Below are 25,073 nucleotides of genomic sequence, written 5' to 3'. Positions count from 1 at the left end.
AAATCTTAAAAACACATAAACGAATTTTATAAAATGAAAAAAATATTCTTACTTTTAGTTTTACCTTTTATTTCATCTTTTGCTTTTGCAGAATGTAAGACAAGTAATGTTTATGATGAAATTGCCTGTTATGAAAAAGAATTAAAATCTAATAAAACCAAGCTCAACCAAACTTATCAAAAGCTTTATAACACTATGGATGAGGAAGGTAAGAAAATTTTAGAAACCTCTCAAAAGAATTGGTTGTTATATAAAAATAGTCATTGTGATGAACTCGTATCTTATCTATCTAGCAGTGTATAAGGTGCAGGATCTAAGTTAATCAATCTATCATGCAATGCTGATCTTATTGACCAGAGAATCAAGCAATTAAATCAGTTAGAATAATAGCCCCCCTACCTTTAGCCTTTAAAAATAAAATGAACTTTTTTTAATTTTGTGAATAGTTGGTGGCTCGAAATGATTATGGAAATAAGCTTTGGTATTGTGTGTTTAATAGGATCCGTTTTTGTATGGAAATACACACATTCACTAATCTGGATTATCATTTTTATGTCATGCTTTGCACACATGGGATCACTTATTATTGATCATTTTCGTACGCAAAAAATTAATGATGCCATGCAATCAAAACATAAAGTCAAAAAATGCGGCACATATACAGGTCATTCAACAATTCTGCGAGGAAGTCATCGCAACTCATGGCAACAAATTATTTTCCATTTCACAATGTTAGATGGTAAAAATCTTAGTTTCCCTGAATCAGATCAAATTTCTATGACTGGAAGCCATTTTGAGTATTTGGAAAATCTACCACAATCAGTTTGTTTAACCTATGCAGAAAATTATTCAGATAGATTTGGTTATTATTTTTTGACTGATATCCATTTCAACAAAAACTTAATTAAAAAATAATCTATCCTAGTAAAACAATAGACATGTCTTAAAAAATGAGAATCTCACTAAATCAGATGTATTGGGATTCCTTTATAGGAAATTTCAAAAAACGCTAAAAGACCACTCATCAATCTGTCCTAGCACCTACCCATTCCTCCTCCCCCTTGCTAAGCAATGCGTCTCATCCCAGAGTGAGAGGGAGCTTTCATTGTGAATTAAAAACTTTATGAATTTATTAATGGATATTACCCCTATAATAACCTTTACGCATTGATTTAAAACAAAATGAAAGTAAGGGTTAGGGAGAGGTAAAGTTTCAAAAGCTCAATCTATACTTTCCAAACCATCCGTTTTTACATTATTTAATCAGCAAAAAACTTCAAATTCCTGAATAATTAAAACTTAGAACTCTCCCCTATAAATACAGATTGGTACATCCATGAAAAAACTCATGAACGGTGCAGAAAACATCGTAATTGAAATGTGCAAAGGCTTTGTTCTTGCCCATCCAGAACTCGCATTTAACGAGTCGCACAAAATCATTTCACGCAAAGAAAAGCACAATAACGTGGCATTGATCAGTGGTGGTGGTAGCGGTCACGAACCTGCCCATGCAGGCTTTGTAGGCACAGGCATGTTAGACGCTGCCGTATGTGGTGATGTATTTGCATCTCCATCGCAAATTCAGGTCTATAAAGCCTTACAGCAAGTCGCAACTGACAAAGGCGTGCTGATGATCATCAAAAACTATTCTGGCGATATGATGAATTTCCAGAATGGCGCAGCCCTTGCAACTGAAGACGGCATTAAAGTTGACTATGTAAAAGTGGCAGATGACATTGCGGTTAAAGACAGCCTATATACAGTCGGTCGTCGTGGTGTTGCAGGCACAGTATTTGTACATAAGATTGCAGGCGCAGCAGCATCAAAAGGCTTAGAACTTGCAGACGTAAAAGCGATTGCTCAAAAAGCTGCGGACAACGTCATTAGCCTTGGTTTTGCTTATAGCTCATGTACTGTTCCAGCCAAAGGCACGCCAACGTTTATTTTGGCTGATGACGAAATGGAATATGGCGTCGGCATTCACGGTGAACCCGGCATCCGTCGTGAAAAAATCTTGCCATCCAAAAAAATGGCACAGCGCATCGTGGATGACCTGTTCCTTGACCGCCCAGACATGAAAGAAGTTGCAGTCTTGGTCAATGGCTTTGGTAGCACACCGCTGCAAGAGTTGTATGTCTTTAATCATGATGTATGCGAACACCTTGCACGTAAAGGCATCAAAATTTACCGCACATTTGTCGGCAACTATATGACCAGTATCGACATGAATGGTGCATCTGTGTCCTTGCTTGCTGTCGATGATGAATTGAAAACTTACCTCGATGCAGCAGCCAACACCCCTGCATTTAAAATGGATGGTTCAGCAGCACAGCCTTTAACTTTTGCAACTAAAAATGCTGCTACCAAAGCTGTAGTAAACACCCAAGTTGAAACACAGCCTGAACATGCGGTGATTAGCAATGAGCAATTCACCATCGAAAACATGCGTTATGTGGTGGATGTGATGTCTGCCTGTATCATTAGAAATGAAGTGCCATTCTGTGAGCTGGACGCGCATGCTGGTGACGGCGACTTCGGTATGAGCGTGGCGAAAGGCTTTAAGCAATTAAAACGTGAATGGCAAAGTCTAATTCAAGCGCAGCAGATGGATGAATTCATGCTGAACTGCTCAATGATCATTATGGAACACTGTGGCGGTGCGTCTGGCCCAATCTGGGGTTCAGCATTCCGTGCGGCAGCGAAATCAATTCAAGGCAAATCAGTTTTAACTGTCGCTGATTTCGCAGAGATGCTGCAAGCAGCAGTCAAAGGCATTCAAACTACAGGTGAACGTTCATTTGGACGTGGCGCAGTGGTGGGCGATAAAACCCTGATTGATGCTTTAGTACCATGTGCAGATTCATGGTCTGCCCATACCGATAAATCATTTAAAGAAAATTTTACATTAGGTGCAAAAGCGGCAGTTCAAGGCGCTGAAAATACCAAAGAGATCGTGGCGCGTATGGGACGTGCGGGAACTGTAGGCGACCGTAGTCTTGGCTATCCAGATGCAGGCGCACATGGTTTAGGTGTAATCTTTACGGATATTGCAGAACATATTAAATAACTGAGCATCTTTAAAAATTGCCAGACCACATCAAAAGCATCGATTCGTCGGTGCTTTTTTTATGGCTATTTTAAAGCACTTTTTTTCATCAAATATCTCATGCATACAATACCGTTAGCATGAAATCCATTTTCAAATAATGCTTAAAAATTAACACAATTGAGCTGCTTTATCGCCTAGCGCTTTGCTAAGTTAAAACATATAACGATAAAAAAGGATGAGACATGGATTTAGCCCAAATATTCATCCATGACACCACATGGACTTTTGCTGCCGAAGTGATTTTGCGTAGCGTCATTATGTTCGTTTTAATCATCGTATTCTTACGCCTAACAGGCAAACGCGGCGTACGTCAGTTATCCATCTTTGAAGTTGCCATCCTCCTTGCTTTGGGTTCTATTGCAGGCGACCCAATGTTTGAAGAGGAGCTCCCCCTCCTGCAAGCTCTCATTGTGATGACGGTGGTAATTGGTTTATACCGAGTAATCACTTGGCTCATGATGAAATACCAACCCTTTGAAGATTTAATTGAAGGCAAAGCCCTCTACATTGTTGAAGATGGTGAATTGGTTTTAGAAAAGATTAAACAAGGTAAAATGTCACATGATGAATTCTTCTCTGAAATGCGTCAGCAAAATGTGGAGCATCTTGGACAAGTTCGAGTTGGTTTATTAGAAAGTGATGGAAAATTTAGTATTTTGTTTTATCCACCTGAACAAGTGCGTTATGGACTGCCACTATTTCCGAAACCCTATAAAGCGGTTCGAGATATCAAAATGCATCATCTCTATGCCTGTACGCATTGCGGTAAAACTATGTATATCCATGGCGCACAAGATGTTTGCCCACGATGTGGATGCTGTGATTGGGCGGAGGCAATCAATACTCAACGTCTCGCTTAAATTAGTATTCTCCTCATCAACCGGAACTAAAAGAGCTCAAAACCGCATTTCCGCTACAACACTCTAATAAAAGCCCTTTGAAATAATTTGTCATGTATTTGCACTACAGAATAACCAACTCAATGAACAAAATGACCCAATGATAGGCAAATTTTAAAGCTGTGTTCTTCTCAACTTTCATTTCATTTGCACAATAATAACCGTTCACCGTAATATCTGCGAGTAAACTCAAATACATGCCCAAATTTCTCGCATTCCGATGAAAATTCAAAAATATTTAATGCCCTGAATTAATGCCTTTTTGGCGCTATAAAGTTAAATAAGTTTCAAACATATTCACTTTTCAGCCTTTTCCATTTAAGAATCATTCATTTAATTTTGTCATTGCAAATCACCATTGCACTATTTTAGTGCATTGTTGTCATACTCATGCAAGTCTTTGCTTTATATCGAGTCTTCTACATTTTTTAGTTTTTTTAATCAAAATTTCCCTCTCTCACTCCTCTTTTCGAAATTATTCCGCTCGATATACTGAACTTCTTTTCGTGAACTAGCGCACTAAACTGGAACACCTTATGCAAAATATAGATCTCCTCTTTCTCCTTCTTGGTGCAGTCTTGGTTCTTGCCATGCATGCTGGCTTTGCATTTTTAGAATTAGGTACAGTACGACATAAAAATCAGGTCAATGCGCTGAGTAAAATTTTGACTGACTTTTCTATTTCCGCAATTGCATACTTTTTTGTGGGTTATTACATCTCTTATGGTCAGCACTTTTTTCATATTGGGGACACTTTAGCAGCCGATCATGGCTACAACTTAATGCGTTGTTTCTTCCTGCTGACTTTTGCCGCAGCCATTCCAGCGATTATTTCAGGTGGTATTGCTGAACGTGCAAAAATGCGGACTCAAGCGATTGCCACATTATTATTGGTCGCTTTGGTCTATCCATTCTTTGAAGGCATGGCATGGAATGGTAATTTTGGGCTACAAGCATGGTTAGAACGCACATTTGGCGCAGCATTTCATGATTTTGCAGGTTCGGTCGTGGTACATGCGATGGGCGGTTGGATCGCTTTAGCTGCAGTACTTTTACTTGGCGCACGTCATGGACGCTATAAAAAAGACGGTCGTATCAGCGCTCACCCCCCTTCAAGTATTCCATTCCTTGCCTTAGGTTCTTGGATTTTAATCGTCGGCTGGTTTGGCTTTAACGTGATGAGTGCGCAACGTTTAGATGCCATTTCAGGACTGGTTGCAATTAACTCTCTCATGGCAATGGTGGGCGGCACGCTTGCAGCAAACTTTATGGGTAAAAATGACCCCGGTTTCTTACATAACGGTCCCTTAGCAGGTTTGGTTGCAATCTGTGCAGGCTCAGATGTAGTTCATCCTGTCGGTGCGTTAATTATCGGCGCTATCGCAGGTCTGATCTTTGTCAAACTATTTACATACACTCAAAACAAACTCAAAGTCGATGATGTACTTGGCGTATGGCCACTACACGGTGTTTGTGGTGCTTTCGGTGGTATTGCAGTGGGTGTATTTGGACAAAAATGGTTGGGCGGTTTAGGCGGTATTTCAATGATCTCTCAATGTATCGGTACGCTACTCGCAATCTTGATTGCATTGGCAGGTGGATTCATCGTTTATGGTCTACTCAAAGTAACGATGGGCATTCGCCTAGATCAAGAAGAAGAATTCCGAGGTGCAGACTTAAGTATTCACCGTATTTCGGCAAACTCTGAAGAAAACATGTTCTAAACAACACAATCTAAAGCGGCATTTATGCCGCTTTTTTTTACCCTGAACTTCGCTTAAAGCTTGAGTTTAAATCACCTTATTTTAGAAAATCTAAGACCTGATCCAAATGCTGAATTTTATTCGGAATGCTGTGCTGTTGTTCAGCACTTAAAGTATCAAAGCCTTCAAGCAATACGGCAGATATCCCTGCTTGGCTCGCACCATAAATATCATTGACAGGATGATCACCAATAAATAAACACTCGGTTTCCGTCACGCCCAACTCACGACAACTGTACTGAAATATTTCAACTTTGGGCTTACTGATGCCTGCACTTTCCGAGCTGATGATCTGATCAAAATACGATGCAAAACCTAGTCCATTCAAAATATTCAGGCGTGTGGCATGTCCACCATTCGACACCACCGCCAGTTTATACTGCTGCTGTTTTAGTTGCTGCAGCAAGGTCAATGCTCCCGGCATCGCCACGGCAAACTGACCGAAGTACTGAAACCAAAATTGTGTCAGCTCATCAAAATCGGGTTGATGTATCCAATCCAGCTCCGTTTGTAGAGCATAAGCGACAGATGCCCCAATACTCGGATGTGTAAGGAGTTCTTTTTTCGGATATCCCCCATTATCTATACGGTTAATAATACGTTTAATCTGTACAAGGTCTACCTCCGCCAGCGTCGACTGATAAGACTCGGCTAAGTACTGCGTATACGCCTGAACGCTGTGATCTCGGTGAGTCAAAGTATTATCTAAATCAAAAAGGACTGCACGTATGCTCATAAATCTTTATTACTGAGTTTTCAAAAACTTTAACACAAAGCCTGTTCTGCTTTATGCACCTTCTTCACTATCGATATCGATACAGTTCAAATAGCCGATTAAGTCTGATTTAAGTTTCGTGGTTTCAAATAGCAGCATTCAAACAAAATAATTTCAGCACATCACACGACTTATGCTCTCGAACAGTACCTTTTTATTGCGACAAGCCCTGCTGCTCACGCTCAGTATGGTTGGCCTCCTTTATGTTTTTCCCGTCGGTGGTTCGCTCGACCAAGCTTTTATTCAGCCTTGGGTCGACCTACATGGTGGTTTTCCTCATCGTAATGATTGGGCACTTGCGGTGCTGAACCATCGCTATATCAAGAATATCGTCATAGGTGTGTATGTTCTCTATATCGCAGCATGGATATGCAGTTTTAAATATCCACATCTGAAAGCTCGCAAGTTTGAATTTGGTTATTTTTTCGTGGTTGCTCTACTCAGCACGGCAGTCATTGGGTTGCTCAAATCACAATCTGCGCATGCCTGCCCTTGGAATATGACAGTCGCTACAGCCCATGGCTTTTCTTGGGATTTTTCTGCACGCCAAGGACACTGTTTCCCTGGTGGCCATGCTGCGACTGGTTTTGCCTTAATCACAGGATATTTTGTTTATCGCATACATCGACCTGCCGGTGCTTACTTCTTTTTATCTGCTGGGCTGATTTTAGGCTTTGCTTTTGGCTGGGCGCAAATGATGCGGGGTGCGCATTTTCTGAGTCATAATCTATGGACAGCATGGTTTATTTGGGCCTTTAACACAGTCATTTATACATTTGGCTGTCGTTATCTACCCACAGAAAAAATCAAAACTGCCTATAAACACTTTGAATGGATATAGGCTTTATTCGCAAGGAGTAAATTAAAATAATTAGGAGTTTAAAGGTCTTAGCGGAATCTGAATCGTTACTTTCAACCCACCCAGCGTTTCACTTTTCGCGAAATCTAAACGTGCACCAATATGCGCAGCGGCCTTATCCACGATCGCTAGCCCTAAACCACTTCCAATTTCTTCATGATTATAAATTCGATAAAAGCGTTTTCGAATTTGCTCATATAAAGCTGGGTCGATGCCAGGCCCACTATCTTCAACCTGTACAACCGCCTGCCCCGCATGTTCAAAGACGGAGACATTAATCATGCCCTGTGCAGGGGTATATTTAATGGCATTATCAATCAAATTAAAAATGATTGAATGTACCGTTGGCTCAAGACTATATAAGGCAATGCTTTGTTGTTGCTCCATGCCAAGGTCAATATCTTTTTGCATCGCCAAATGTACCAGTTGCTCCACGCAATTGGTTGCGACTTGCTTAAGATCAAAATGTTGTTTGCGCTCAAGTTCAAAGACCGAGGCATCTTGTTTTGCCAAACTCAATAATTGACTGACCAAATGCTGAATACGAATTAAACCTTTACTCAAATTTTGTAGAGCGTCATCTTGTGGAAATTTTTGTAGCAAAATCTGCATTTGCAAATTCAGTGCGGTAATCGGGGTCCGTAACTCATGCGCTGCGTCAGCAATAAACTGGCGCTGTTCCTGCTGTGACAATGAAATTCGTTCAAACAACTGGTTCATTTCAATAATAGTCGGTGCAATTTCCTCTGGATACGGCATTTGAGAGATTGGAGAAAGTTCAAAGGCATCCCGTTTTGCCAGTTCTTTTTTAAATTTTTCCAGTGGGTTTAAACTGCGTTGAATCAACCATCCCAAAGCGATTAATGCAAAAGGTATAAAAACCAAATAGGGAATAAACATGCTACTGGCCAATTCTGCTGCAAGATGCTGTCGTACCGATTCTTGCTGACTGACCTGAATTTGCCGATCTGCAAGTGGCAAAATATAGGTATGCCACTCATCTTGTTGGGTATTGTGGGTATAAAAACCGGCTTTGGGCTGAGGCGCGACCAATAATTTTAATTGATGGGTTTGATGCGCATTGGACTGATAAGTCCACACATCAACAAATAAATCTTCTTCGTGATAACGCTTATGTTGATCAAATTCGCCGCGAATAGGCTGCGGATCATGCTCTGCAACACGTTCCGCCAAATTTTGCATTTGCGCATCTAAAATTTCATTAATTTCTTCAAGTGCAATTCGATAAGCTGAAAACACCAAAAGACAGCCCAAAAACATACTGAAAACAGACACATAAATAATTAGTCTCTTTTTCAGAGAATAAGGCTGCTGCATGGTTGATAATTCCTTTGCCTTAACCGAGTCGATAACCTAAACCACGAATGGTGCGAATAAAATCTTTGTCTAATTTTGTTCTGAGATGATGCACATACACTTCTATGGTATTACTGCTGATATCACTATCAAAATCATAAAGCTTATCTTCTAAATTGGCTTTCGAAAAAATCTTATTCGGATGTGTCACTAATGGAATCAATATGGCCCATTCACGGTTAGATAAATCGACATATTGCCCCTTATAGCGTGCAAGATGCTGCTCAATATCTAAAATCAATTCACCATGTTTTAAAATTTTCTGTGGTGCTTCGACTGAACTCAGCCCTGTGCGTCGAAGGAGCGCATGAATCCGTGCAAGTAATTCATCAAACTCATAAGGCTTAATCAGGTAGTCATCTGCCCCATGGTTTAAACCATCTACACGGTTTTGTAGTTGATCCCGTGCCGAGATGATTAATACTGGCAATTTGGGCTGCATTTGACGAATTTGTTTCAGGACTTGCATACCATCCATCATCGGCAAACCCAGATCCAGCAAGACGATATCAATTCCCCCTTGCATTATGAGCTTTAAGCCATCGATACCATTATTCACCCACTCGACTTCAAACTGTTGATAGTTCAACAAGGTTTTAGTCGATTCGGCAATCATGAAATCATCTTCAATAATAAGTATTTTGTGCATGGCTTAAGTCCTGCGCTGTACTGAAGTACATTGTTGCAACATATTGTTTTTTTCATCAATCACTTGAGTCTGCACATCGAGCAAACTTAATAGCGATGGAAATAGATTATCCTGACTTAATTTTTGGCTTTTTTGTGCCATTAAACAAGTATATTGCGCTGAATTATTTTTTTGCCACGCCGGTGAAAACCACATCAACATCGGTACATGGGTTTGCTGTGACGGTGCAATTGCGTATGGAGAACCGTGTAAATATAAGCCATGCTCACCTGTCGACTCGCCATGATCGGACAAATACCACAGTCCTGTTTGATAGTGGTCAGTCACTTTTAAGGTGTTAATCAATTCACTCAGCACATGGTCGGTATAAATAATACTGTTGTCATAACTATTTATTAATTCTATAGAGCTACATCCCTGTATGGCATTGCTATTACAGGTTGGCTTAAATTTTTGAAACGCTGCGGTACTTCGTTTGAAATAAGCAGGGCCATGACTGCCCATTTGGTGTAATACAATCAAACGGGGAGTTGGATCTGCTTTGGGGATCGAAGCCAAATATGCCTTCAAACCATCCACTAAGATTTCATCATGACATTCGCCATCGGCATCACACCACTTTTTCTTCAGCGCTTCAGGAAATTCATATTTTTCAACACGTGTGCATGTGCCCTTACAGCCTGAATTATTATCTAGCCACGTCACCTTATAGCCTGCACGCTGTGCAATATCGAGTAAACCTTCGCGATGACTTGCAAGCTGTTCATCATATTCGGTTCTCGGCATACCTGAGAACATACAAGGAACAGACACAGCGGTTGCGGTGCCACATGAGCTGACTTGGCTAAAATTGATAATATTTTGCTGACTGAGTTCAGGATTGGTATTTTTAGCATAGCCATTGAGTGAAAAACTTTCCGCGCGCGCAGTTTCACCAACCACTAAGACCATCAATTTTGGTAAGCTTTTGGCGCTTACGTTTTCAACCATATGTGCATCTTCACCATAGTTCAGCAATGGCAAATTCTGTTTCGGTGCTTTTTTGTGATAATAGGAAAAGGTCGAAGCGATACTGTTTTGTGGTGAGAGCATGCCTTTTAAGTCACGATGCTCACGAAAGATCGCAGCATAATCGACAAAATAAACAAACAGCAAAGCACCCAAAAGGATGAGCGATAGCACTATATGTAGACCCTTTTTGGCTACGACCGTGCTTAGGGCTTCTTTATGTAGTGGCAAAAGCCAGATCAATAGCACTGGCAAAATAACCAGTCCAAAGACCCAGATAAAAAATTGTGGCGAGATTAAATCCCGCACTTCCTTTACATCTGTTTGCATCATGTTTTGTACTTGGTCAGATGTAATGGTCACGCCTAAACTATTGACGAAATAGGCACTCAAGCCACCAATGATCAGCAAAACACTCGCCAAAAGTTTTGAATTCCATCGCCATTGCAGGAGTTGCATCAGCACATTATAAAGTGCCACTACCACCAGTACGGTTGCCGCTAAAAATAGTCCGGCCTTCAGACCCGTATAAGGTGTGAGCTGCTGGATTTGCTGATAAAACGCGAGGTTCAAAACCACCCCAAGCCATAAGGCAAGCACGAGGTTAAATTGACTTAAACTAAGTCTTGGAATTTTTTGCTGTATTTTAGCTATGACCTGAAGCATATTGGCATCAATTATTGATCTTTGATGCCCTAATCTAAAAATTCAAACTTAAAAATCACTTAAAACTGATCAAAACCAAGCAAGAAAAATCAAAAAAGGCGATGTAAAACATCGCCTTTTGAACAACTTAAATCAAAGTTTTAGAATTTAAATTCTAGACCTGTACCTAGAACAGGTTGTTCACTTTCATTCGAACCTTTTTCAAGTGCTAAGTAACCTGCATAACCATAAGCTTTCACTTGTTTGCTAAATGCATAATCCGCACCTGCAATGAATTGCTGAGCTTCGTAATCATCACCCTCTTTATAAGTCGTGGTATTTTGACTATATTGTGCTTTTACTGTCCAAGCTTTTGCAGAGGGTAAATTGTATTCTGCACCGACTAACCAACCTTGAGCATCATCAATTTTTGCAGCTGAAGTATTAACCTGAGCGGACTCAACCTCTGAAGTTTGATACAGCGCTTTGAGTGCCAAACCACCCTCAAGATTTACACGACCGATCGCACGAACAGTATTTGCTGCAGCAAATACTGAAGTTACTTTTCCATCTTTATCTAATGCAGGATGCACCTCAGGCGCGCTTGCATTTAAGATCCCTACACCACCAAAGTTCGATGGAATGGCTTTGTCATAGGCTAAACCTGCAACAACAACAGGGCTGTCATAGACAACAGACGCCGACCAAGCATCGCCAAGACCACGACCTGCAGTTTTTACTACACCTTTGTCGCTCTTGATTCCTGAAGACTCACCTGTTGCAAGCAATGCATTAACTTTAATTGCACCTTCAGCAATTTTAAAAGCTGGTGATTCATAGACAACAACGTTATCTACACGGTTTTCGCCAGTCATGATGCCTGCAACATCAGCACGGTTACCCACGTAATTGTTGAATGTATCAACCGGACTAGACAATTGTTTTAATGGTGTATCGTGTGCACCGACTTTCAATGTACCAAGTTTCGCATCTTTCAAACCAACGAAGCGGTTACGCTTAGACCAGTCATCGCCTTCGCCGTCTGAGTTAAATGCCCATTCAATTGCATAAACTGCGCTTAAACGGTCAGTCAGTTTTTCATCGCCCTTTAAACCCAAGAAAGAACTGTTTGAACTGATTTCAACGACATCTTTGTCTGAAACACCCGTTTTATTATCTTCAGGTAAATAATCAACAGACGCATCAATTTCACCGTAGAAGGTTGGTGCTGCAAAGGTTGAGCCAGCCAAAAGGCTCAATGCGATAGCCGCTGCTAACTTAGTTTTCATCAAAAATTTTCCTTAAATTATTTTGTAACAGATATTACACACGGGAAACATATTACAAAATTATTAAAATAATATTTGCATTGCTCTTTTAGTGCTTTAGCTGATAAAAAACAACCAAAATCATGATTTAGAAGTGATTTTGGTCATTTTTTGATGCTTTTCCCCAAAATAGAATCGGGACTAAGCTCAATGCAGCCAAACCTGTGATCCAAAATAAATAAGTGCTATAACCCAACTGATCGGCCACTATGCCACTGATGCTATACAACCCCCCACTCACCGTCGCCATAATGGCAACCTGAAATGTAAAGTCCGTTGCTGCAAATGCTTTACGACTATATTGCATCACCAAAGTCAGCATGATCACGAGCAGCATGGCTGAAATCATGTCTTCGGCAGCATTGATCCCATAGATCAGCCATTCATGTACGGGCCGTTTTGCCTCGAACTGCAAAGCCAGCCATGCATAGGCTAATAAGCTGAATATTTTCAATACCGAATAGAAAACCAAGGCTTGCGCCCGAGAAATATACTTCAAGCTTAGACCAGCAACCCCCGCCCCAATTAAAGCAGCCACAGCACCCAGCATGGTGACATACAGACCAATTTGACTAAAACTTAATCCTAAATCCACCATCAGCGGCTTGAGTAAAGGACCTGCCAGACCATCTGCAAGCTTAAAACTCAATAAGATCATCAGCCATAGTGTGAGGGTTTTGGTTTGAGTAAAATAAGCCAAATACTGGCGAGTAGCATAGAATAAGCCTGAAGTATGTTTATGGTTGTTATCATGCTCTTGAGAGGATTTTATATTGAGCTGTGGCTTTGAAGGTTCTCGATAGAGAAAAATAGGAATCGTATTCATGAACACCAATGCCGCTAAAAACAGAAAGGTGGCTTGCCAATCCAACCAATCCAAGGCCCAAAGTACAGCACCACCGCCCACGATAAAGCCGAGTCTTGAACCAATCACCTGAAAGGTATTGCCCCAGTGCTGTTGGTCAGTTTTTAAAATATTGACAGCCAATCCATCCGTTGCAACATCTTGAGTTGCACCGACCAAATTCATACTGAGTAAAGCCACAAAAAACAGCAGCAAATACATTGGTTCATTCAAGCTTTGGATCGGCAAAAAAGACAGGAAGACCAAGACCACCACGGACAACAACTGCATTGGAATAATCCAACTCCGATAGTGCCCTTTGGACCTTGAACCATGCCGATCAATCCACGGTGCCCAAAAAACTTTGATCGACCATGGCAGCATGAGTAATCCAAAGCCACCTATATGTGCCAAAGATACACCTTGCGCTCTTAAAATCACTGGTAAAGCATGCGTCATAAAACCGACAGGTAACCCTTGCGCCCAATATAAGGAAAACAGTAAAAGATAGAGCTGACGAAGCTGGATCATAAGTTCCTAAATGTTGAATGCGCTGAAGTTACATTTAGAGTAGTCAAAATACGGCTATTTTGCCAATGATCTAAAAAATCATCGACCTAAGATAAGGTCAATGCTGATGCCGTACTTTTAAATGTGCATCACATCAAAAATGGATTTCACTTATATAAGAATATGCATGAATCAAAAGACTCAATTATTTCCAGTTTTGCCCGATCAAGTTCCATCACGCGGTTCCATCCTGAGCCGAACAATTAAAAAAAAAAACTTTTCTTGGCACAAGGATGGAAATTTGACGGCGAATTTCCCAACCTTGCCAAAGCTGTGGCAATCATTTCTCCACATACTTCTAATATAGATGTATGGCACGGTTTTCTCGCCTTGCTTGGGATCGGGATAAAAATAACCATTTTTGGCAAAAACACCCTTTTCGATACTCCCTTAAAGCCACTTTTAGATTGGGTCGGCGTGATCCCTGTGCAGCGTGAAAACCCACATGGGCTTACACGTGAAATTGCTGAGATTGTTCAAGCGACAGATCAAATTTGGATTGGAATGGCACCTGAGGGAACACGAAAAAAAGCCGATAAAATCAGGAGTGGTTTTTACTATATTGCCTATGAAGCACAGATTCCTATCGTGATGTTTAGCTTTGATTATGCAAAAAAACCATTCATTGCTTGGGTGTTTTTGAACCCAGTGGAGATTTTGAAACTGATCTCGAAAAAATTTTGAAGATTTATGATGGCAAATTTTCCCCGAAAAATCCCGAATGGTTGGCCTTGCCGTTACAAAAGCACTGGAAAAAGCCCTAGTCAAATGGCTATTTTTTTGATGTGATGTGCACTTTGTATATTTAACCATCAGATTTCACCCATGAAACTTTTGCAATACCTGATTCCTAGCCTCTTCGTATTGGCACTCACTGGCTGTGACTCTGCAACTAAAACGCCTGCGACCACGACACCTACACCAGCCAAAGCACGTGAACCGGTGATCGCGATTGCGCTCGGTGGTGGCGGTGCCAAAGGTTTTGCTCATATTGGCGTGCTTAAAGTGCTCGAATCGCACGGTATTAAACCTAAAATTGTGACTGGGACCAGTGCAGGTAGTTTTGTCGGTAGCTTGTACGCCAGCGGTAAAACACCATATCAAATGCAGCAATTGGCCTTGAACTTTAAAGAGTCCGATATTCGTGACTTAACCTTAAATAGCCAAGGCATTATTCAAGGGCAAAAACTGCAAGACTTTGTTAATAAAAACGTCGGCAATAAATCAATTGAACAATTTCCAAAGCGCTTTGCTGCCGTAGCCACCCGTTTGGATAATGGCAGTAAAACTGAATTTAACCGTGGTAATGCAGGCCAAGCGGTACGTGCATCGTGCAGCATTCCAAATGTATTTGTACCTGCAACCATTGCAGGGGTGAAATATGTCGATGGTGGTTTAGTCAGCCCGATTCCAGTGAAAACTGCACGTGATATGGGTGCAGATATCGTGATTGCGGTTGATATTTCTGCGCGTCCTGACGGTAGCAAAGCCGTAAGCATGTTTGGTTTACTCGATCAAACCATTAACATCATGGGACAACAAAGTATTAATGAAGAACTGAAAAATGCCAATTTCGTGATTCAACCTAAAGTGGGACATATTGGCACACTCGATTTGAAGTCGAGCAATGCGACGATTTTAGAAGGTGAAAAAGCGGCACAGCTTAAAGTGAATAGCATTATTAAGGCGATCGACAACTTTAAACAGTCCCCTGCGGCCTTTAAACCAGCACCAAAAGCGAAAATATAATTCAACGATTTTTTTTATATTCATTGAGTTATACATCTGCTACATTGATATAGATACTGGTTCATCTATATCAATTCACCCTTATATAAGAGTAGATGTATGGAATTTATTTTAGAACCTTGGCACTGGTTTGTATTGGGCGTCGCTTTGATGCTTTTTGAACTGATTTTGCCGTCTTTTGCAGCGCTCTGGTTTGGCGTTTCTGCAATTTTGGTTGGGATCTTATATTGGATCTTTCCATCCATGAACTTTAATGTCCAAATTGTGGTTTGGATTATTTTTGCCGTGCTCTGCACATTTTTGTGGTTCAAATTTATTAAGCCTTTATCCATCGATAAAACCAAAGCAGGTCTGTCCCGTGAAGCGACGATTGGCCAAGTGGGTATGGTGATTCAAACCCAGCTCAATCATGGCAGCGTTAAAGTTCGCTTCCCGATGCCTGTTTTAGGTTCAGACGAATGGCATTGTCGTACTCAAGATGCACTTCAAGTCGGTGATCGTGTTCGCGTAACCGATATTTTAGGCAATGATTTAGTCGTCCAACTGCACAGCAGCAACCACCCCACTGACAATCCATAAATAAGTGAGAAATGACATGTCTGGTGTTTCTATTGTTTTTTTAGCGCTCTTAGTTTTTGTAGCCGTCACCATTTTTAAAGGTGTCCGTATTGTTCCCCAAGGTTATAAATGGATTGTTCAGCGTTTAGGTAAATACCATACCACGCTCAATCCGGGGCTGAACTTTGTGATTCCGTATGTCGATGAAGTGGCTTATAAAGTCACAACCAAAGATATCGTGTTAGATATTCCCTCTCAGGAAGTGATCACACGTGACAACGCGGTACTGCTGATGAATGCTGTGGCTTATATCAACTTAACCACGCCTGAAAAAGCAGTTTACGGTATTGAAAACTACACATGGGCGATTCAAAACTTAGTTCAAACCTCTTTACGTTCTATTGTCGGTGAAATGGACCTCGATGATGCACTTTCATCGCGTGATCATATTAAGGCTAAACTTAAAGCTGCTATTTCTGATGATATCTCTGACTGGGGTATTACGCTTAAAACTGTAGAAATTCAAGATATTAAACCGTCTCATACCATGCAAGCTGCGATGGAAGAGCAAGCGGCCGCTGAACGTCAACGTCGTGCAACCGTGACCAAGGCAGACGGTGAAAAACAAGCGGCTATTTTAGAAGCAGATGGTCGTTTAGAAGCCTCTCGTCGGGATGCAGAAGCTCAAGTGGTACTGGCAGAATCTTCTCAACGTGCAATTGAAATGGTGAGTTCAGCCGTCGGCGATAAAGAAATTCCAGTTGCATACTTACTCGGTGAACAATACGTCAAAGCCATGCAAGATATGGCTAAATCTAATAATGCCAAAACTGTGGTATTACCTGCGGATGTACTCAACACCATTCGTGGTGTGATGGGACGTAATAACTAAATCTTCACATTAATAAAAATGGGTCGTGACATACGGCCCATTTTTATGCCCAAAACAAAAAAGAAGGCAAAGTTTGTGAATTTATGTTTAAATTTCACGTTATTTTTTTGACGTTTTAGGACTTATCGTTCGATTTCACCTACTTGGCTTAGGCAAATCCCATTGAGTCCCCTGATTAAACGCAATTGTCCAACGCCAAAGCGGATACCGTATGAGCTCCCTGAATCCCACCCTAATTACCTTTCTCTTTTATATTGTCGCCATGGTCGTGATCGGTTTACTTGCATACCGTGCGACCAGTAACTTTTCTGACTACATTTTAGGTGGCCGCCGATTAGGGAGCTTTGTCACTGCCCTTTCTGCAGGTGCATCGGATATGAGTGGTTGGTTGCTCATGGGTCTTCCGGGGGCGATTTACTTTTCAGGTTTATCTGAAATGTGGATTGCAATTGGTCTGATCATCGGTGCTTGGCTCAACTGGCTACTTGTGGCAGGTCGTCTTCGTGTACATACCGAAGTTCAAAATAATGCCTTGACCCTACCTGACTATTTCTCAAATCGTTTTAACGATCAAAAGAAAATCTTACGTATCGTATCTGCTGTGATTATTTTGATTTTCTTCGCAATTTACTGTGCTTCAGGCATGGTTGCAGGCGCTCGATTATTTGAAAGTATGTTTGGTATGTCATATAGCACTGCGCTTTGGATCAGTGCCATTGCAACGGTGAGCTATGTGTTTATTGGTGGCTTCCTTGCTGTCAGTTGGACCGATACCATTCAAGCGGGCTTTATGATTTTTGCCTTGCTACTTACCCCTATCGTGGTCATGTTGTCATTCTCTGATTTAAGCCAGTTCACTCTGGCACTAGAAGCGGCACGCCCTCAAGCGATGAATGTATTTGCTGACTTAAGTTTTGTCGCAATCATGTCTTTATTGGCATGGGGCTTAGGCTATTTTGGTCAACCGCATATCTTAGTCCGCTTCATGGCAGCTGATTCTGTTAAATCGATTCCCAATGCACGCCGTATTGGTATGACATGGATGACGCTCTGCCTCGGTGGCGCAGTTGCAGCAGGCTTCTTCGGTATTGCTTATTTCCAACAGCATCCAGAACTGGCAGGTGTCGTTACAGCAAACCCTGAAACGGTCTTTATGGAATTGACTAAAATTCTATTTAACCCATGGGTTGCAGGTATCGTACTGGCTGCGATTTTAGCTGCCATCATGAGTACCCTCAGCTGTCAGCTTTTAGTCTGTTCAAGTACCTTAACTGAAGACTTTTATAAATCATTCTTACGCAAAAATGCCTCACAAAAAGAATTGGTTTGGGTCGGCCGTTTCATGGTGTTAATGATTGCGCTTCTTGCGATCTATATGGCGGGTAATCCTGACTCTAAAGTTCTTGGTCTCGTAGCATATGCATGGGCAGGCTTTGGTGCTGCATTTGGCCCACTGATTATCATGTCATTGTTCTGGAAACGTATGACATTAAACGGTGCTTTAGCCGGTATGGTGGTCGGTGCTGTTATGGTTATTCTATGGAAAAACCTCTGGGGTGATACAGGCGTTTATGAAATTATTCCGGGCTTCATCTGCTCACTCATTGCAATCATCATTGTGAGCTTAATGGGCAAAGCACCATCTGCTGAAGTCACTGAAAAGTTTGAAGAAGCAGATCGTATCTATAAAGAAAGTATTTAAGACCAATAGCACTTAAATTTAAGCTCTAAGTTTTAATATCTGCAAAAAAGGACGCCTAGCGTCCTTTTTTGTTTTTATTATGTCATCCATTTAGATATTACTTAGAGGTTTATTGACTTCTGTTCCAAATATACAAAATATAAAAAAGCCCACATCATGTTAAATGTGTGGGCTGAGATCTTTTACTGCGTCATATTAACTTTGACGTTTTAATAAAAACTGCGTGATCTTGTGTAATTCTGCCGCATCTTCTGCAAAATAATCCAAAGCTTGAAGTGCTTGTGCATGTAATTCTTCTGCATATGCTTGCGCTTGATCAAGGCCCATTAACGCAGGATATGTGGATTTATCCACTTGTTGATCTTTACCCGCTGTTTTACCCAATGCTTCAGTGTCAGCAATAATATCTAAAATATCATCTTGCACCTGAAAGGCTAAACCAATCGCAAGACCAAATTCACGGAGTTTAGGAATGGCTTGATCTGTGCCATTAAATATTGTCACTGCCGCCATCATGATTGCTGCAGAAATTAAAGCGCCGGTTTTATTTCGATGAATATTTTCCAGTTCATCCTGACTGACGTGTTTGCCTTCCGCTTGTAAGTCTAGGACTTGTCCATTGACCATTTTTGAAGTTGCAGTCGCTAAAATTTGCATTTGCTTTAAGATAATCGGCGCTTCAACGGCTGGGCCTTGATCAAAGAGACGACTGCCTAAAACTTCAAAAGCCATCGATTGTAAAATATCGCCAGCAAGTAAGGCCGTATCTTCACCAAAAGCCACATGACAAGTTGGTTGACCACGACGGAGTAAATCGTTGTCCATACACGGCAAATCATCGTGTGCCAATGAATAGCAATGAATAAATTCAATTGCCACCGCAGCACGGCGTACTGCTGCAAAATTGGTATTGGGTTTTAATGCTGCTGTTGCATAACAAAGTGCCGGTCGAACACGTTTTCCACCCAACATCACAGCATGATACACCGCCCCTTTTAAGGGTTCTGGAATTGAAAATGCATCAAGCGCTGTCAGTAAATCCTGCTGAATACGCTGCTGCGCTTCTGTCAGGGCATGTGTGGAAACGTCTGTTAAAGAAGACACATTCACCTCAAATACTTTAAATATTTAACTGCTTCGTTCATTAGCAAATCGACTGCCAATGTTTTCTGTCAATTTTGACCTGTTGCATAATACTGCTTTCTCAGATCTTTCTCTATGTTACGACCTAAATCTATGTGTTTTTCCCACAGTCTGATGGTTTTTTAAATGTCGTTTCCTCAAATAGCGCCACATTTTGTCCATCATTAAAACAAGTACAATTTTTCGAGCCTTTCTTGGCTTGATACAAAGCCTGATCGGCACGTGCCAATGTTTCAAAAAATGACTCTGTACCATCCCACAAGGCCACTCCGCATGAGATACTCAGTTGTAAAGCCTTATCCGCATAATTCATCGAAGAAGCATAGATTTGCTCACAACATTGTTGTGCAATCGAACATGCAGTCGATATAGCCGTGCGTGGCAAAATCATTGCAAACTCTTCCCCACCCATGCGATATATTTGTGCATCTGCGTGTTGACTAATTTGCACCCTTAAAAGCTGCGCACTTTTTCTTAAAACCTCATCGCCAAACGCATGACCGTAGATATCATTGATTTGCTTAAAATTGTCTAAGTCGAGCATCATCAAACAAATTTCATCGGCTTGTTCAACCGCGAAGCTTTTTTGCCACTGAGAAAGGTCTAAATCAAAACCTCGTCGATTTTTTATCCCTGTCAGATAATCAAAATAAACTTGTTGTTCGAGTTGTTGGTTATGTTTCAACAGCGATAATTCGAATTGCTTTAAATTTGTAATATCCGCACAGCACAACAACACATGTTCCAAATCGCCACTTTGTTGAAACTTTGGTTTGAGCGTGAACCAATAATGCCGTTCATTTTCACTATACATAAAGGGTTCAATGCTATCGTTCTCTAAACAGCGTAAATCAAACTCAGAACTTGTGGCTTTGGTTTTTTGCTGCATCACAGACACATGATTTAATACGATCTCTTGTAAGTCTGACTGAAACCGATGTTTAAATATTTGATTGGCGCATATCAGCTCAGCTGTCGCAGAAAATAATGCAGCAGGCATCGGCAACGCTTCTAATACAGCCAATTGTTCAGTAGGTAGATCCGATTTTATTAAGTCTTTTTTAAGCATGGTTTCGCTACTTTTTTTCAGGGTAAAGCTACGCAAAATGCTAACAAAATTAATCTGGCATAAATCACAGAAACTTTCTAATATTAAATGCAGTTCATATTATATAAAAAGATATACCAATTCATGATTTGCTTATTCATATAAAAGATAAAGGCAAAAAAAAGCCCCTGCAAAGCAGAGGCTGATTTCAAATGAGATGTTAAATGCTTAATCCAAACTATTCGCAGGAATACGCACCCAACCTTCCATTAAGACACGCGCACTTCGGCTCATTACGGCTTTTTTAACGACCCACTGACCATTTTCATAAATCGCTTGCGCACCTACACGTAACGTCCCAGATGGATGTCCGAAACGCACAGCTTCTCGCTCCCCACCACCCGCGGCTAAGTTCACAAGTGTCCCTGGTATCGCAGCTGCTGTACCAATGGCAACTGCCGCTGTGCCCATCATGGCATGATGCAGTTTCCCCATCGACAAGGCACGAACCAATAAGTCCGTATCGTGTTCTGAAATTTGTTTAGAACTCGAAGATGTATAAGCTTTCGGTTTTGAAACAAATGCAATCTTTGGTGTATGTTGACGTTGCTCTGCTTCAGCAATATCTGAAATCAAACCCATTTGCTGCGCACCATAAGCACGGATTTTTTCAAAACGGGCCAATGCCTTAGCATCACCGTTGATCGCATCTTGTAGTTCAGTGCCGACATAACCAATATCTTCTGCATTTAAGAAAATCGTTGGAATACCTGCATTAATGAATGTTGCAGGGAAACTGCCTTCATCGGGTACGGTTAAGGTATCGACCAAATTCCCTGTAGGGAACATAGCGCCGCCATCTTCACCATCATCTGCGGGGTCTAAAAATTCAATTTGAACTTCGGCTGCTGGGAAGGTCACACCATCTAGTTCAAAATCACCGGTTTCTTGTACTGCACCATCAGTAATAGGTACATGCGCAATAATGGTTTTTTGAATATTGGCTTGCCAAATGCGAACCGTACACAAACCATTTTCAGGAATACGTGATGCCTCAACCAAACCATTTGAAATGGCAAATGCACCAACCGCTGCCGTTAAGTTTCCGCAGTTACCACTCCAGTCGACAAATGCTTTATCTATCGACACTTGTCCAAATAGATAGTCTACATCATGCTCAGGCTGTGAACTTTTTGCCAAAATCACGGTTTTACTGGTACTTGAAGTCGCTCCACCCATCCCATCAATTTGTTTGCCATAAGGATCTGGACTGCCAATCACACGTAATAAAAGTTGGTCGCGAACTTGTCCAGCTTGTTGTGCTGCAAGGGGCAAATCATCTAGCTTGAAAAATACACCTTTACTTGTACCACCACGCATATAAGTCGCTGCAATTTTAATTTGGGGAGCAAAACTCATTTTTATTGAATCCTTAATCTTTATCATTGTGTTTTGGCAGAGCGTTCTTTTCTGCGCTTTTGCATCATACAATGTTTAATTGAAGTTTTAACAATCACATGACTTAAGTATAAAAAAACAACATTCGATACCTTTTCCATATAAAGCCAAGCATCAGAATTTCAATTAAAATAAAATTAATCTATTGATTCATAAATTTTTAATTCAGCATTTAAAACGAAAAATAGGTTATTAAACCTATAAATATTTTTCATAAATTTTGAGCTACTAGGCTATTCATTCTCTATACATTACAATTACCAAAATTAAACCATTCTCGGGAAGAGTAACTTGACTACCAATTCCTCCGAACTCAAGCGTGGCTTAAAGAATCGTCATATTCAATTGATTGCCATGGGTGGTGCAATTGGTACAGGCTTATTCTTGGGCTCAGCGCATGTGATTCAATCTGCTGGACCATCCATTATTCTTGGCTACGCCATTGGCGGTTTGATCGCCTTTCTAATTATGCGTCAGTTGGGTGAAATGATCGTCCATGAACCTGTAGCGGGTTCATTTAGCCATTTTGCATATAAATATTGGGGGAAATTTCCAGGTTTCTTAACAGGTTGGAACTACTGGATTCTCTATATTTTAGTGGCAATGACAGAACTCACCGCTGTTGCGAAATACATCAATTACTGGTGGCCTCATATTCCAGCATGGGCATCTGTACTGTTCTTCTTCGTGATCATTACTTTAGTAAACTTAGGTAATGTGAAGTTTTATGGTGAATCTGAGTTTTGGCTGTCGATTATTAAAGTCACTGCAGTTATTTCGATGATCGTATTTGGTTTGTATTTGCTACTGACTGCAGATGCCAACTCAACAGCATCATTTACCAACTTATGGAGTCAGGGCGGCTTCTTCCCAAATGGTTTTGAAGGCTTATTCTTCATGCTGGCATTCTTGATGTTCGCCTTCGGTGGTATTGAACTGATTGGTATGGCGGCAGCGGAAGCTGAAAATCCAAAAGAAACCATTCCTAAAGCGATTAACCAAGTTGTATTTCGTATTTTGATTTTCTACGTGGGTTCTTTGACTATTCTATTGTCACTTGTGCCATGGAATCAGCTTGAACTAGGTGGTTTAGACAAAAGTCCATTTGTGATGATCTTTAGCCAACTGGGTATTGATTGGGCTGCACATTTACTGAACTTCATTATTTTAACTGCAGCACTGTCTGTTTATAACAGCGGTATGTATGCCAATAGCCGTATGCTTTACAGCTTGGCGAAGCAAGGTAATGCACCAAAAGTTTTCGCAAAAACCAACAAAAGTGGCGTGCCAATTCCAGCAGTATTACTTTCTGCAGTACTGATTTTCGGTTGCGTACTCTTAAACTACTTCGTACCTGAAGATGCGCTAGGTCACTTAATGTATGTGGTTGTTGGTGCGCTTGTTCTGAACTGGGCGATGATTACCATGACTCACTTACAGTTCCGTCGTGCAAAACGTATTTTGAATTTTACAACGTCTTATCCTGCACTTTGGGCGCCAGTCAGCAACTACATCGTTCTGATCTTTATTGCATTAGTTCTCTTTATTATGTGGACTCAGGGCTTTATGGAATCTGTTCTGATGATCCCTGTTTGGATTACAGTCATGTTATTAATGTTTAACTATCTTAATCCTAAAGATTTGAGCGACATTGACCCCAATGAAGTTCATAAAGATTAAGTAATTTAAAAAGTTATTGTTTCGGCAATAACTTTTTTTTTAGCTAAAATAGGAGTACATTAGCCTCCGTCTTGCGCTCTTAGCTTAACTGGATAGAGCAGTTGCCTCCTAAGCGACCGACGTGGGTTCGAGTCCCGCAGAGCGCACCAAATCATTAACTCCACACAAACCCACTTAAACTTCAAGACATATAAATCAATAACTTAAATACAAATTACAGCCTTTTTTGACTTTATATAACTTGATATAGCTTTAAATAATGAGTACCTTAATAAGCACCCAGCCCGATTCTATTAATTTTTAGGTACTCATTTTCATGGCTAAAATTGTCAAACCCCTTACAGACCCTCAATGCTCGTCTGCAAAGCCAAAGGAAAAGGACTACAATTTATTTGATGGGAGCGGATTAATTTTGCTCATTCGGACATCAGGCACAAAAACATGGCGATATAGATATAAAAATGCATTAGGTACTCAAATTATTACTATAGGTACTTATCCAGCTATCAGATTAGCTAAGGCCAGAGAATACCGTTCTAAATACCAGTCTATGCTTTCCAATAATTTAGACCCTAAAGAACAATTAATTATTGAGCAATCTAAACAAGACAATCGCTACCATTTTGAACCTATTGCAAGGGCCTGGCATGTTGCATATAAGTCTAGTGGAAAATGGGGGGAAGAAACGGCAGAACGTGCATTAAAGAACTTAGAAAAATATGTATTTCCTATCATTGGTACCAGGCCAATAGACAGCATCAAACCTAAAGATTTAAACCTTGTACTAAGTGAAATTGAAGAAACTGGCTTCTTAGAAGTTGTTAAAAAAACTCGCCAACGTTTTGTCAGTATATTTGCCTACGCCATATCTAAAGGCTTAATAGAATTAAAGTAAGCGTCCGCTGAACACACCTTCTGAATTCATCCTATAAGCCTTAATTTAGTCCCCACTTAGAAACAAGTGGGGACTTAAATTTATGACTACAAATCATCAGACATCCATCGCATCTCTTGCGA

21 protein-coding genes, 1 tRNA gene and 1 pseudogene are annotated in these 25,073 nt (G+C 40.8%); 14 read left to right on the top strand and 9 right to left on the bottom strand.

What is annotated here, in order from left to right; all coding sequences use genetic code 11:
- Positions 1-33 precede the first annotated feature (33 nt).
- The 5 genes from FTU12_RS04825 (at position 34) to FTU12_RS04805 (ending at position 5,732) form a co-directional block, all read left to right on the top strand.
- Positions 34-303: a lysozyme inhibitor LprI family protein gene (locus tag FTU12_RS04825; protein WP_218955926.1), complete on the top strand. Its 270-nt coding sequence runs from the start codon at positions 34-36 to the stop codon at positions 301-303.
- A 156-nt stretch (positions 304-459) separates the two neighbouring features.
- Complete coding sequence (locus FTU12_RS04820) at positions 460-915, top strand: hypothetical protein (RefSeq protein WP_180113874.1); 456 nt, start codon at positions 460-462, stop codon at positions 913-915.
- A 421-nt stretch (positions 916-1,336) separates the two neighbouring features.
- Positions 1,337-3,067: a dihydroxyacetone kinase subunit DhaK gene (gene dhaK / locus FTU12_RS04815; RefSeq protein WP_180113873.1), complete on the top strand. Its 1,731-nt coding sequence runs from the start codon at positions 1,337-1,339 to the stop codon at positions 3,065-3,067.
- A 224-nt stretch (positions 3,068-3,291) separates the two neighbouring features.
- On the top strand, positions 3,292-3,969 hold the full coding sequence (locus FTU12_RS04810; protein ID WP_180007438.1) for a DUF421 domain-containing protein: 678 nt from the start codon (positions 3,292-3,294) through the stop codon (positions 3,967-3,969).
- A gap of 575 nt (positions 3,970-4,544) precedes the next feature.
- Positions 4,545-5,732 carry an ammonium transporter gene (locus FTU12_RS04805; protein ID WP_180113872.1) on the top strand — a complete coding sequence of 396 codons (1,188 nt, stop codon included), beginning with the start codon at positions 4,545-4,547 and terminating at the stop codon, positions 5,730-5,732.
- A gap of 76 nt (positions 5,733-5,808) precedes the next feature.
- Here FTU12_RS04805 and FTU12_RS04800 read toward each other — a convergent pair whose 3' ends face one another.
- The gene (locus FTU12_RS04800) at positions 5,809-6,507 is read right to left on the bottom strand and encodes an HAD family hydrolase (RefSeq protein ID WP_180113871.1); all 699 of its coding nucleotides are present in this window, start codon (positions 6,505-6,507) and stop codon (positions 5,809-5,811) included.
- A 172-nt stretch (positions 6,508-6,679) separates the two neighbouring features.
- Here FTU12_RS04800 and FTU12_RS04795 point away from each other — a divergent pair, with 172 nt between their 5' ends.
- Positions 6,680-7,387, top strand: a complete 708-nt coding sequence (locus FTU12_RS04795) for a phosphatase PAP2 family protein (RefSeq protein WP_180022305.1) — start codon at positions 6,680-6,682, stop codon at positions 7,385-7,387.
- A 30-nt stretch (positions 7,388-7,417) separates the two neighbouring features.
- Here FTU12_RS04795 and FTU12_RS04790 read toward each other — a convergent pair whose 3' ends face one another.
- The 5 genes from FTU12_RS04790 to FTU12_RS04770 form a co-directional block, all read right to left on the bottom strand.
- Complete coding sequence (locus FTU12_RS04790) at positions 7,418-8,743, bottom strand: ATP-binding protein (protein WP_180113870.1); 1,326 nt, start codon at positions 8,741-8,743, stop codon at positions 7,418-7,420.
- A gap of 19 nt (positions 8,744-8,762) precedes the next feature.
- Complete coding sequence (locus tag FTU12_RS04785; protein WP_078189962.1) at positions 8,763-9,431, bottom strand: response regulator transcription factor; 669 nt, start codon at positions 9,429-9,431, stop codon at positions 8,763-8,765.
- A gap of 3 nt (positions 9,432-9,434) precedes the next feature.
- Entirely contained in the window at positions 9,435-11,105 is a 1,671-nt protein-coding gene (locus tag FTU12_RS04780) for a phosphoethanolamine transferase (protein WP_180007433.1), read from the bottom strand.
- Positions 11,106-11,245: 140 nt separating this feature from the next.
- Entirely contained in the window at positions 11,246-12,373 is a 1,128-nt protein-coding gene (locus tag FTU12_RS04775; protein WP_180113869.1) for a porin, read from the bottom strand.
- Positions 12,374-12,500: 127 nt separating this feature from the next.
- Entirely contained in the window at positions 12,501-13,787 is a 1,287-nt protein-coding gene (locus FTU12_RS04770; RefSeq protein ID WP_180113868.1) for an MFS transporter, read from the bottom strand.
- Between the two features lie 166 nt (positions 13,788-13,953).
- On the opposite strand from FTU12_RS04770, the pseudogene FTU12_RS04765 reads away from it, so the two are divergent.
- The 5 genes and pseudogenes from FTU12_RS04765 (at position 13,954) to putP (ending at position 18,727) form a co-directional block, all read left to right on the top strand.
- Positions 13,954-14,590: pseudogene (locus tag FTU12_RS04765) on the top strand (1-acyl-sn-glycerol-3-phosphate acyltransferase).
- Between the two features lie 61 nt (positions 14,591-14,651).
- Positions 14,652-15,575 carry a patatin-like phospholipase family protein gene (locus FTU12_RS04760; RefSeq protein WP_180024072.1) on the top strand — a complete coding sequence of 308 codons (924 nt, stop codon included), beginning with the start codon at positions 14,652-14,654 and terminating at the stop codon, positions 15,573-15,575.
- Positions 15,576-15,674: 99 nt separating this feature from the next.
- On the top strand, positions 15,675-16,154 hold the full coding sequence (locus FTU12_RS04755; protein ID WP_180113867.1) for an NfeD family protein: 480 nt from the start codon (positions 15,675-15,677) through the stop codon (positions 16,152-16,154).
- 16 nt (positions 16,155-16,170) lie between these two features.
- A complete protein-coding gene (locus tag FTU12_RS04750; RefSeq protein ID WP_078189969.1) occupies positions 16,171-17,025 on the top strand; it encodes an SPFH domain-containing protein in 855 nt (284 codons plus the stop codon).
- A gap of 211 nt (positions 17,026-17,236) precedes the next feature.
- A complete protein-coding gene (putP, locus tag FTU12_RS04745) occupies positions 17,237-18,727 on the top strand; it encodes a sodium/proline symporter PutP (protein ID WP_180113866.1) in 1,491 nt (496 codons plus the stop codon).
- A gap of 195 nt (positions 18,728-18,922) precedes the next feature.
- Here the strand turns inward: putP and FTU12_RS04740 are convergent, their stop codons facing one another.
- The 3 genes from FTU12_RS04740 to prpF all read right to left on the bottom strand — a co-directional run bounded on the left by FTU12_RS04740 (position 18,923) and on the right by prpF (position 22,337).
- On the bottom strand, positions 18,923-19,831 hold the full coding sequence (locus tag FTU12_RS04740) for a polyprenyl synthetase family protein (RefSeq protein WP_180004317.1): 909 nt from the start codon (positions 19,829-19,831) through the stop codon (positions 18,923-18,925).
- Between the two features lie 130 nt (positions 19,832-19,961).
- On the bottom strand, positions 19,962-20,939 hold the full coding sequence (locus tag FTU12_RS04735) for a GGDEF domain-containing protein (RefSeq protein WP_180073212.1): 978 nt from the start codon (positions 20,937-20,939) through the stop codon (positions 19,962-19,964).
- 207 nt (positions 20,940-21,146) lie between these two features.
- Positions 21,147-22,337 carry a 2-methylaconitate cis-trans isomerase PrpF gene (prpF, locus tag FTU12_RS04730; RefSeq protein ID WP_180113865.1) on the bottom strand — a complete coding sequence of 397 codons (1,191 nt, stop codon included), beginning with the start codon at positions 22,335-22,337 and terminating at the stop codon, positions 21,147-21,149.
- A 330-nt stretch (positions 22,338-22,667) separates the two neighbouring features.
- Between prpF and FTU12_RS04725 the strand changes: the two genes are divergently transcribed.
- The 3 genes from FTU12_RS04725 to FTU12_RS04715 all read left to right on the top strand — a co-directional run bounded on the left by FTU12_RS04725 (position 22,668) and on the right by FTU12_RS04715 (position 24,951).
- A complete protein-coding gene (locus tag FTU12_RS04725; protein ID WP_078189974.1) occupies positions 22,668-24,056 on the top strand; it encodes an amino acid permease in 1,389 nt (462 codons plus the stop codon).
- Between the two features lie 73 nt (positions 24,057-24,129).
- Positions 24,130-24,205, top strand: a tRNA-Arg gene (locus FTU12_RS04720).
- Between the two features lie 167 nt (positions 24,206-24,372).
- The gene (locus tag FTU12_RS04715) at positions 24,373-24,951 is read left to right on the top strand and encodes an integrase arm-type DNA-binding domain-containing protein (RefSeq protein ID WP_180113864.1); all 579 of its coding nucleotides are present in this window, start codon (positions 24,373-24,375) and stop codon (positions 24,949-24,951) included.
- Positions 24,952-25,073 lie beyond the last annotated feature (122 nt).

The organism is Acinetobacter sp. YH12063, from assembly GCF_013419715.1.
GTDB lineage: Bacteria > Pseudomonadota > Gammaproteobacteria > Pseudomonadales > Moraxellaceae > Acinetobacter > Acinetobacter amyesii.
This window is presented reverse-complemented; position numbering and strand designations above follow the sequence as displayed.

What these genes read in the sequence shown, in the direction of transcription:
- FTU12_RS04715 (WP_180113864.1), top strand. Translation starts at nt 24,373, where the DNA reads ATGGCTAAAATTGTCAAACCCCTTACAGACCCTCAATGCTCGTCTGCA.
- FTU12_RS04825 (WP_218955926.1), top strand. Translation starts at nt 34, where the DNA reads ATGAAAAAAATATTCTTACTTTTAGTTTTACCTTTTATTTCATCTTTT.
- FTU12_RS04795 (WP_180022305.1), top strand. Translation starts at nt 6,680, where the DNA reads ATGCTCTCGAACAGTACCTTTTTATTGCGACAAGCCCTGCTGCTCACG.
- FTU12_RS04780 (WP_180007433.1), bottom strand. Translation starts at nt 11,105, where the DNA reads ATGCTTCAGGTCATAGCTAAAATACAGCAAAAAATTCCAAGACTTAGT.
- putP (WP_180113866.1), top strand. Translation starts at nt 17,237, where the DNA reads ATGAGCTCCCTGAATCCCACCCTAATTACCTTTCTCTTTTATATTGTC.
- FTU12_RS04805 (WP_180113872.1), top strand. Translation starts at nt 4,545, where the DNA reads ATGCAAAATATAGATCTCCTCTTTCTCCTTCTTGGTGCAGTCTTGGTT.
- FTU12_RS04750 (WP_078189969.1), top strand. Translation starts at nt 16,171, where the DNA reads ATGTCTGGTGTTTCTATTGTTTTTTTAGCGCTCTTAGTTTTTGTAGCC.
- prpF (WP_180113865.1), bottom strand. Translation starts at nt 22,337, where the DNA reads ATGAGTTTTGCTCCCCAAATTAAAATTGCAGCGACTTATATGCGTGGT.
- dhaK (WP_180113873.1), top strand. Translation starts at nt 1,337, where the DNA reads ATGAAAAAACTCATGAACGGTGCAGAAAACATCGTAATTGAAATGTGC.
- FTU12_RS04735 (WP_180073212.1), bottom strand. Translation starts at nt 20,939, where the DNA reads ATGCTTAAAAAAGACTTAATAAAATCGGATCTACCTACTGAACAATTG.
- FTU12_RS04800 (WP_180113871.1), bottom strand. Translation starts at nt 6,507, where the DNA reads ATGAGCATACGTGCAGTCCTTTTTGATTTAGATAATACTTTGACTCAC.
- FTU12_RS04775 (WP_180113869.1), bottom strand. Translation starts at nt 12,373, where the DNA reads ATGAAAACTAAGTTAGCAGCGGCTATCGCATTGAGCCTTTTGGCTGGC.
- FTU12_RS04785 (WP_078189962.1), bottom strand. Translation starts at nt 9,431, where the DNA reads ATGCACAAAATACTTATTATTGAAGATGATTTCATGATTGCCGAATCG.
- FTU12_RS04760 (WP_180024072.1), top strand. Translation starts at nt 14,652, where the DNA reads ATGAAACTTTTGCAATACCTGATTCCTAGCCTCTTCGTATTGGCACTC.
- FTU12_RS04810 (WP_180007438.1), top strand. Translation starts at nt 3,292, where the DNA reads ATGGATTTAGCCCAAATATTCATCCATGACACCACATGGACTTTTGCT.
- FTU12_RS04770 (WP_180113868.1), bottom strand. Translation starts at nt 13,787, where the DNA reads ATGATCCAGCTTCGTCAGCTCTATCTTTTACTGTTTTCCTTATATTGG.
- FTU12_RS04820 (WP_180113874.1), top strand. Translation starts at nt 460, where the DNA reads ATGATTATGGAAATAAGCTTTGGTATTGTGTGTTTAATAGGATCCGTT.
- FTU12_RS04790 (WP_180113870.1), bottom strand. Translation starts at nt 8,743, where the DNA reads ATGCAGCAGCCTTATTCTCTGAAAAAGAGACTAATTATTTATGTGTCT.
- FTU12_RS04755 (WP_180113867.1), top strand. Translation starts at nt 15,675, where the DNA reads ATGGAATTTATTTTAGAACCTTGGCACTGGTTTGTATTGGGCGTCGCT.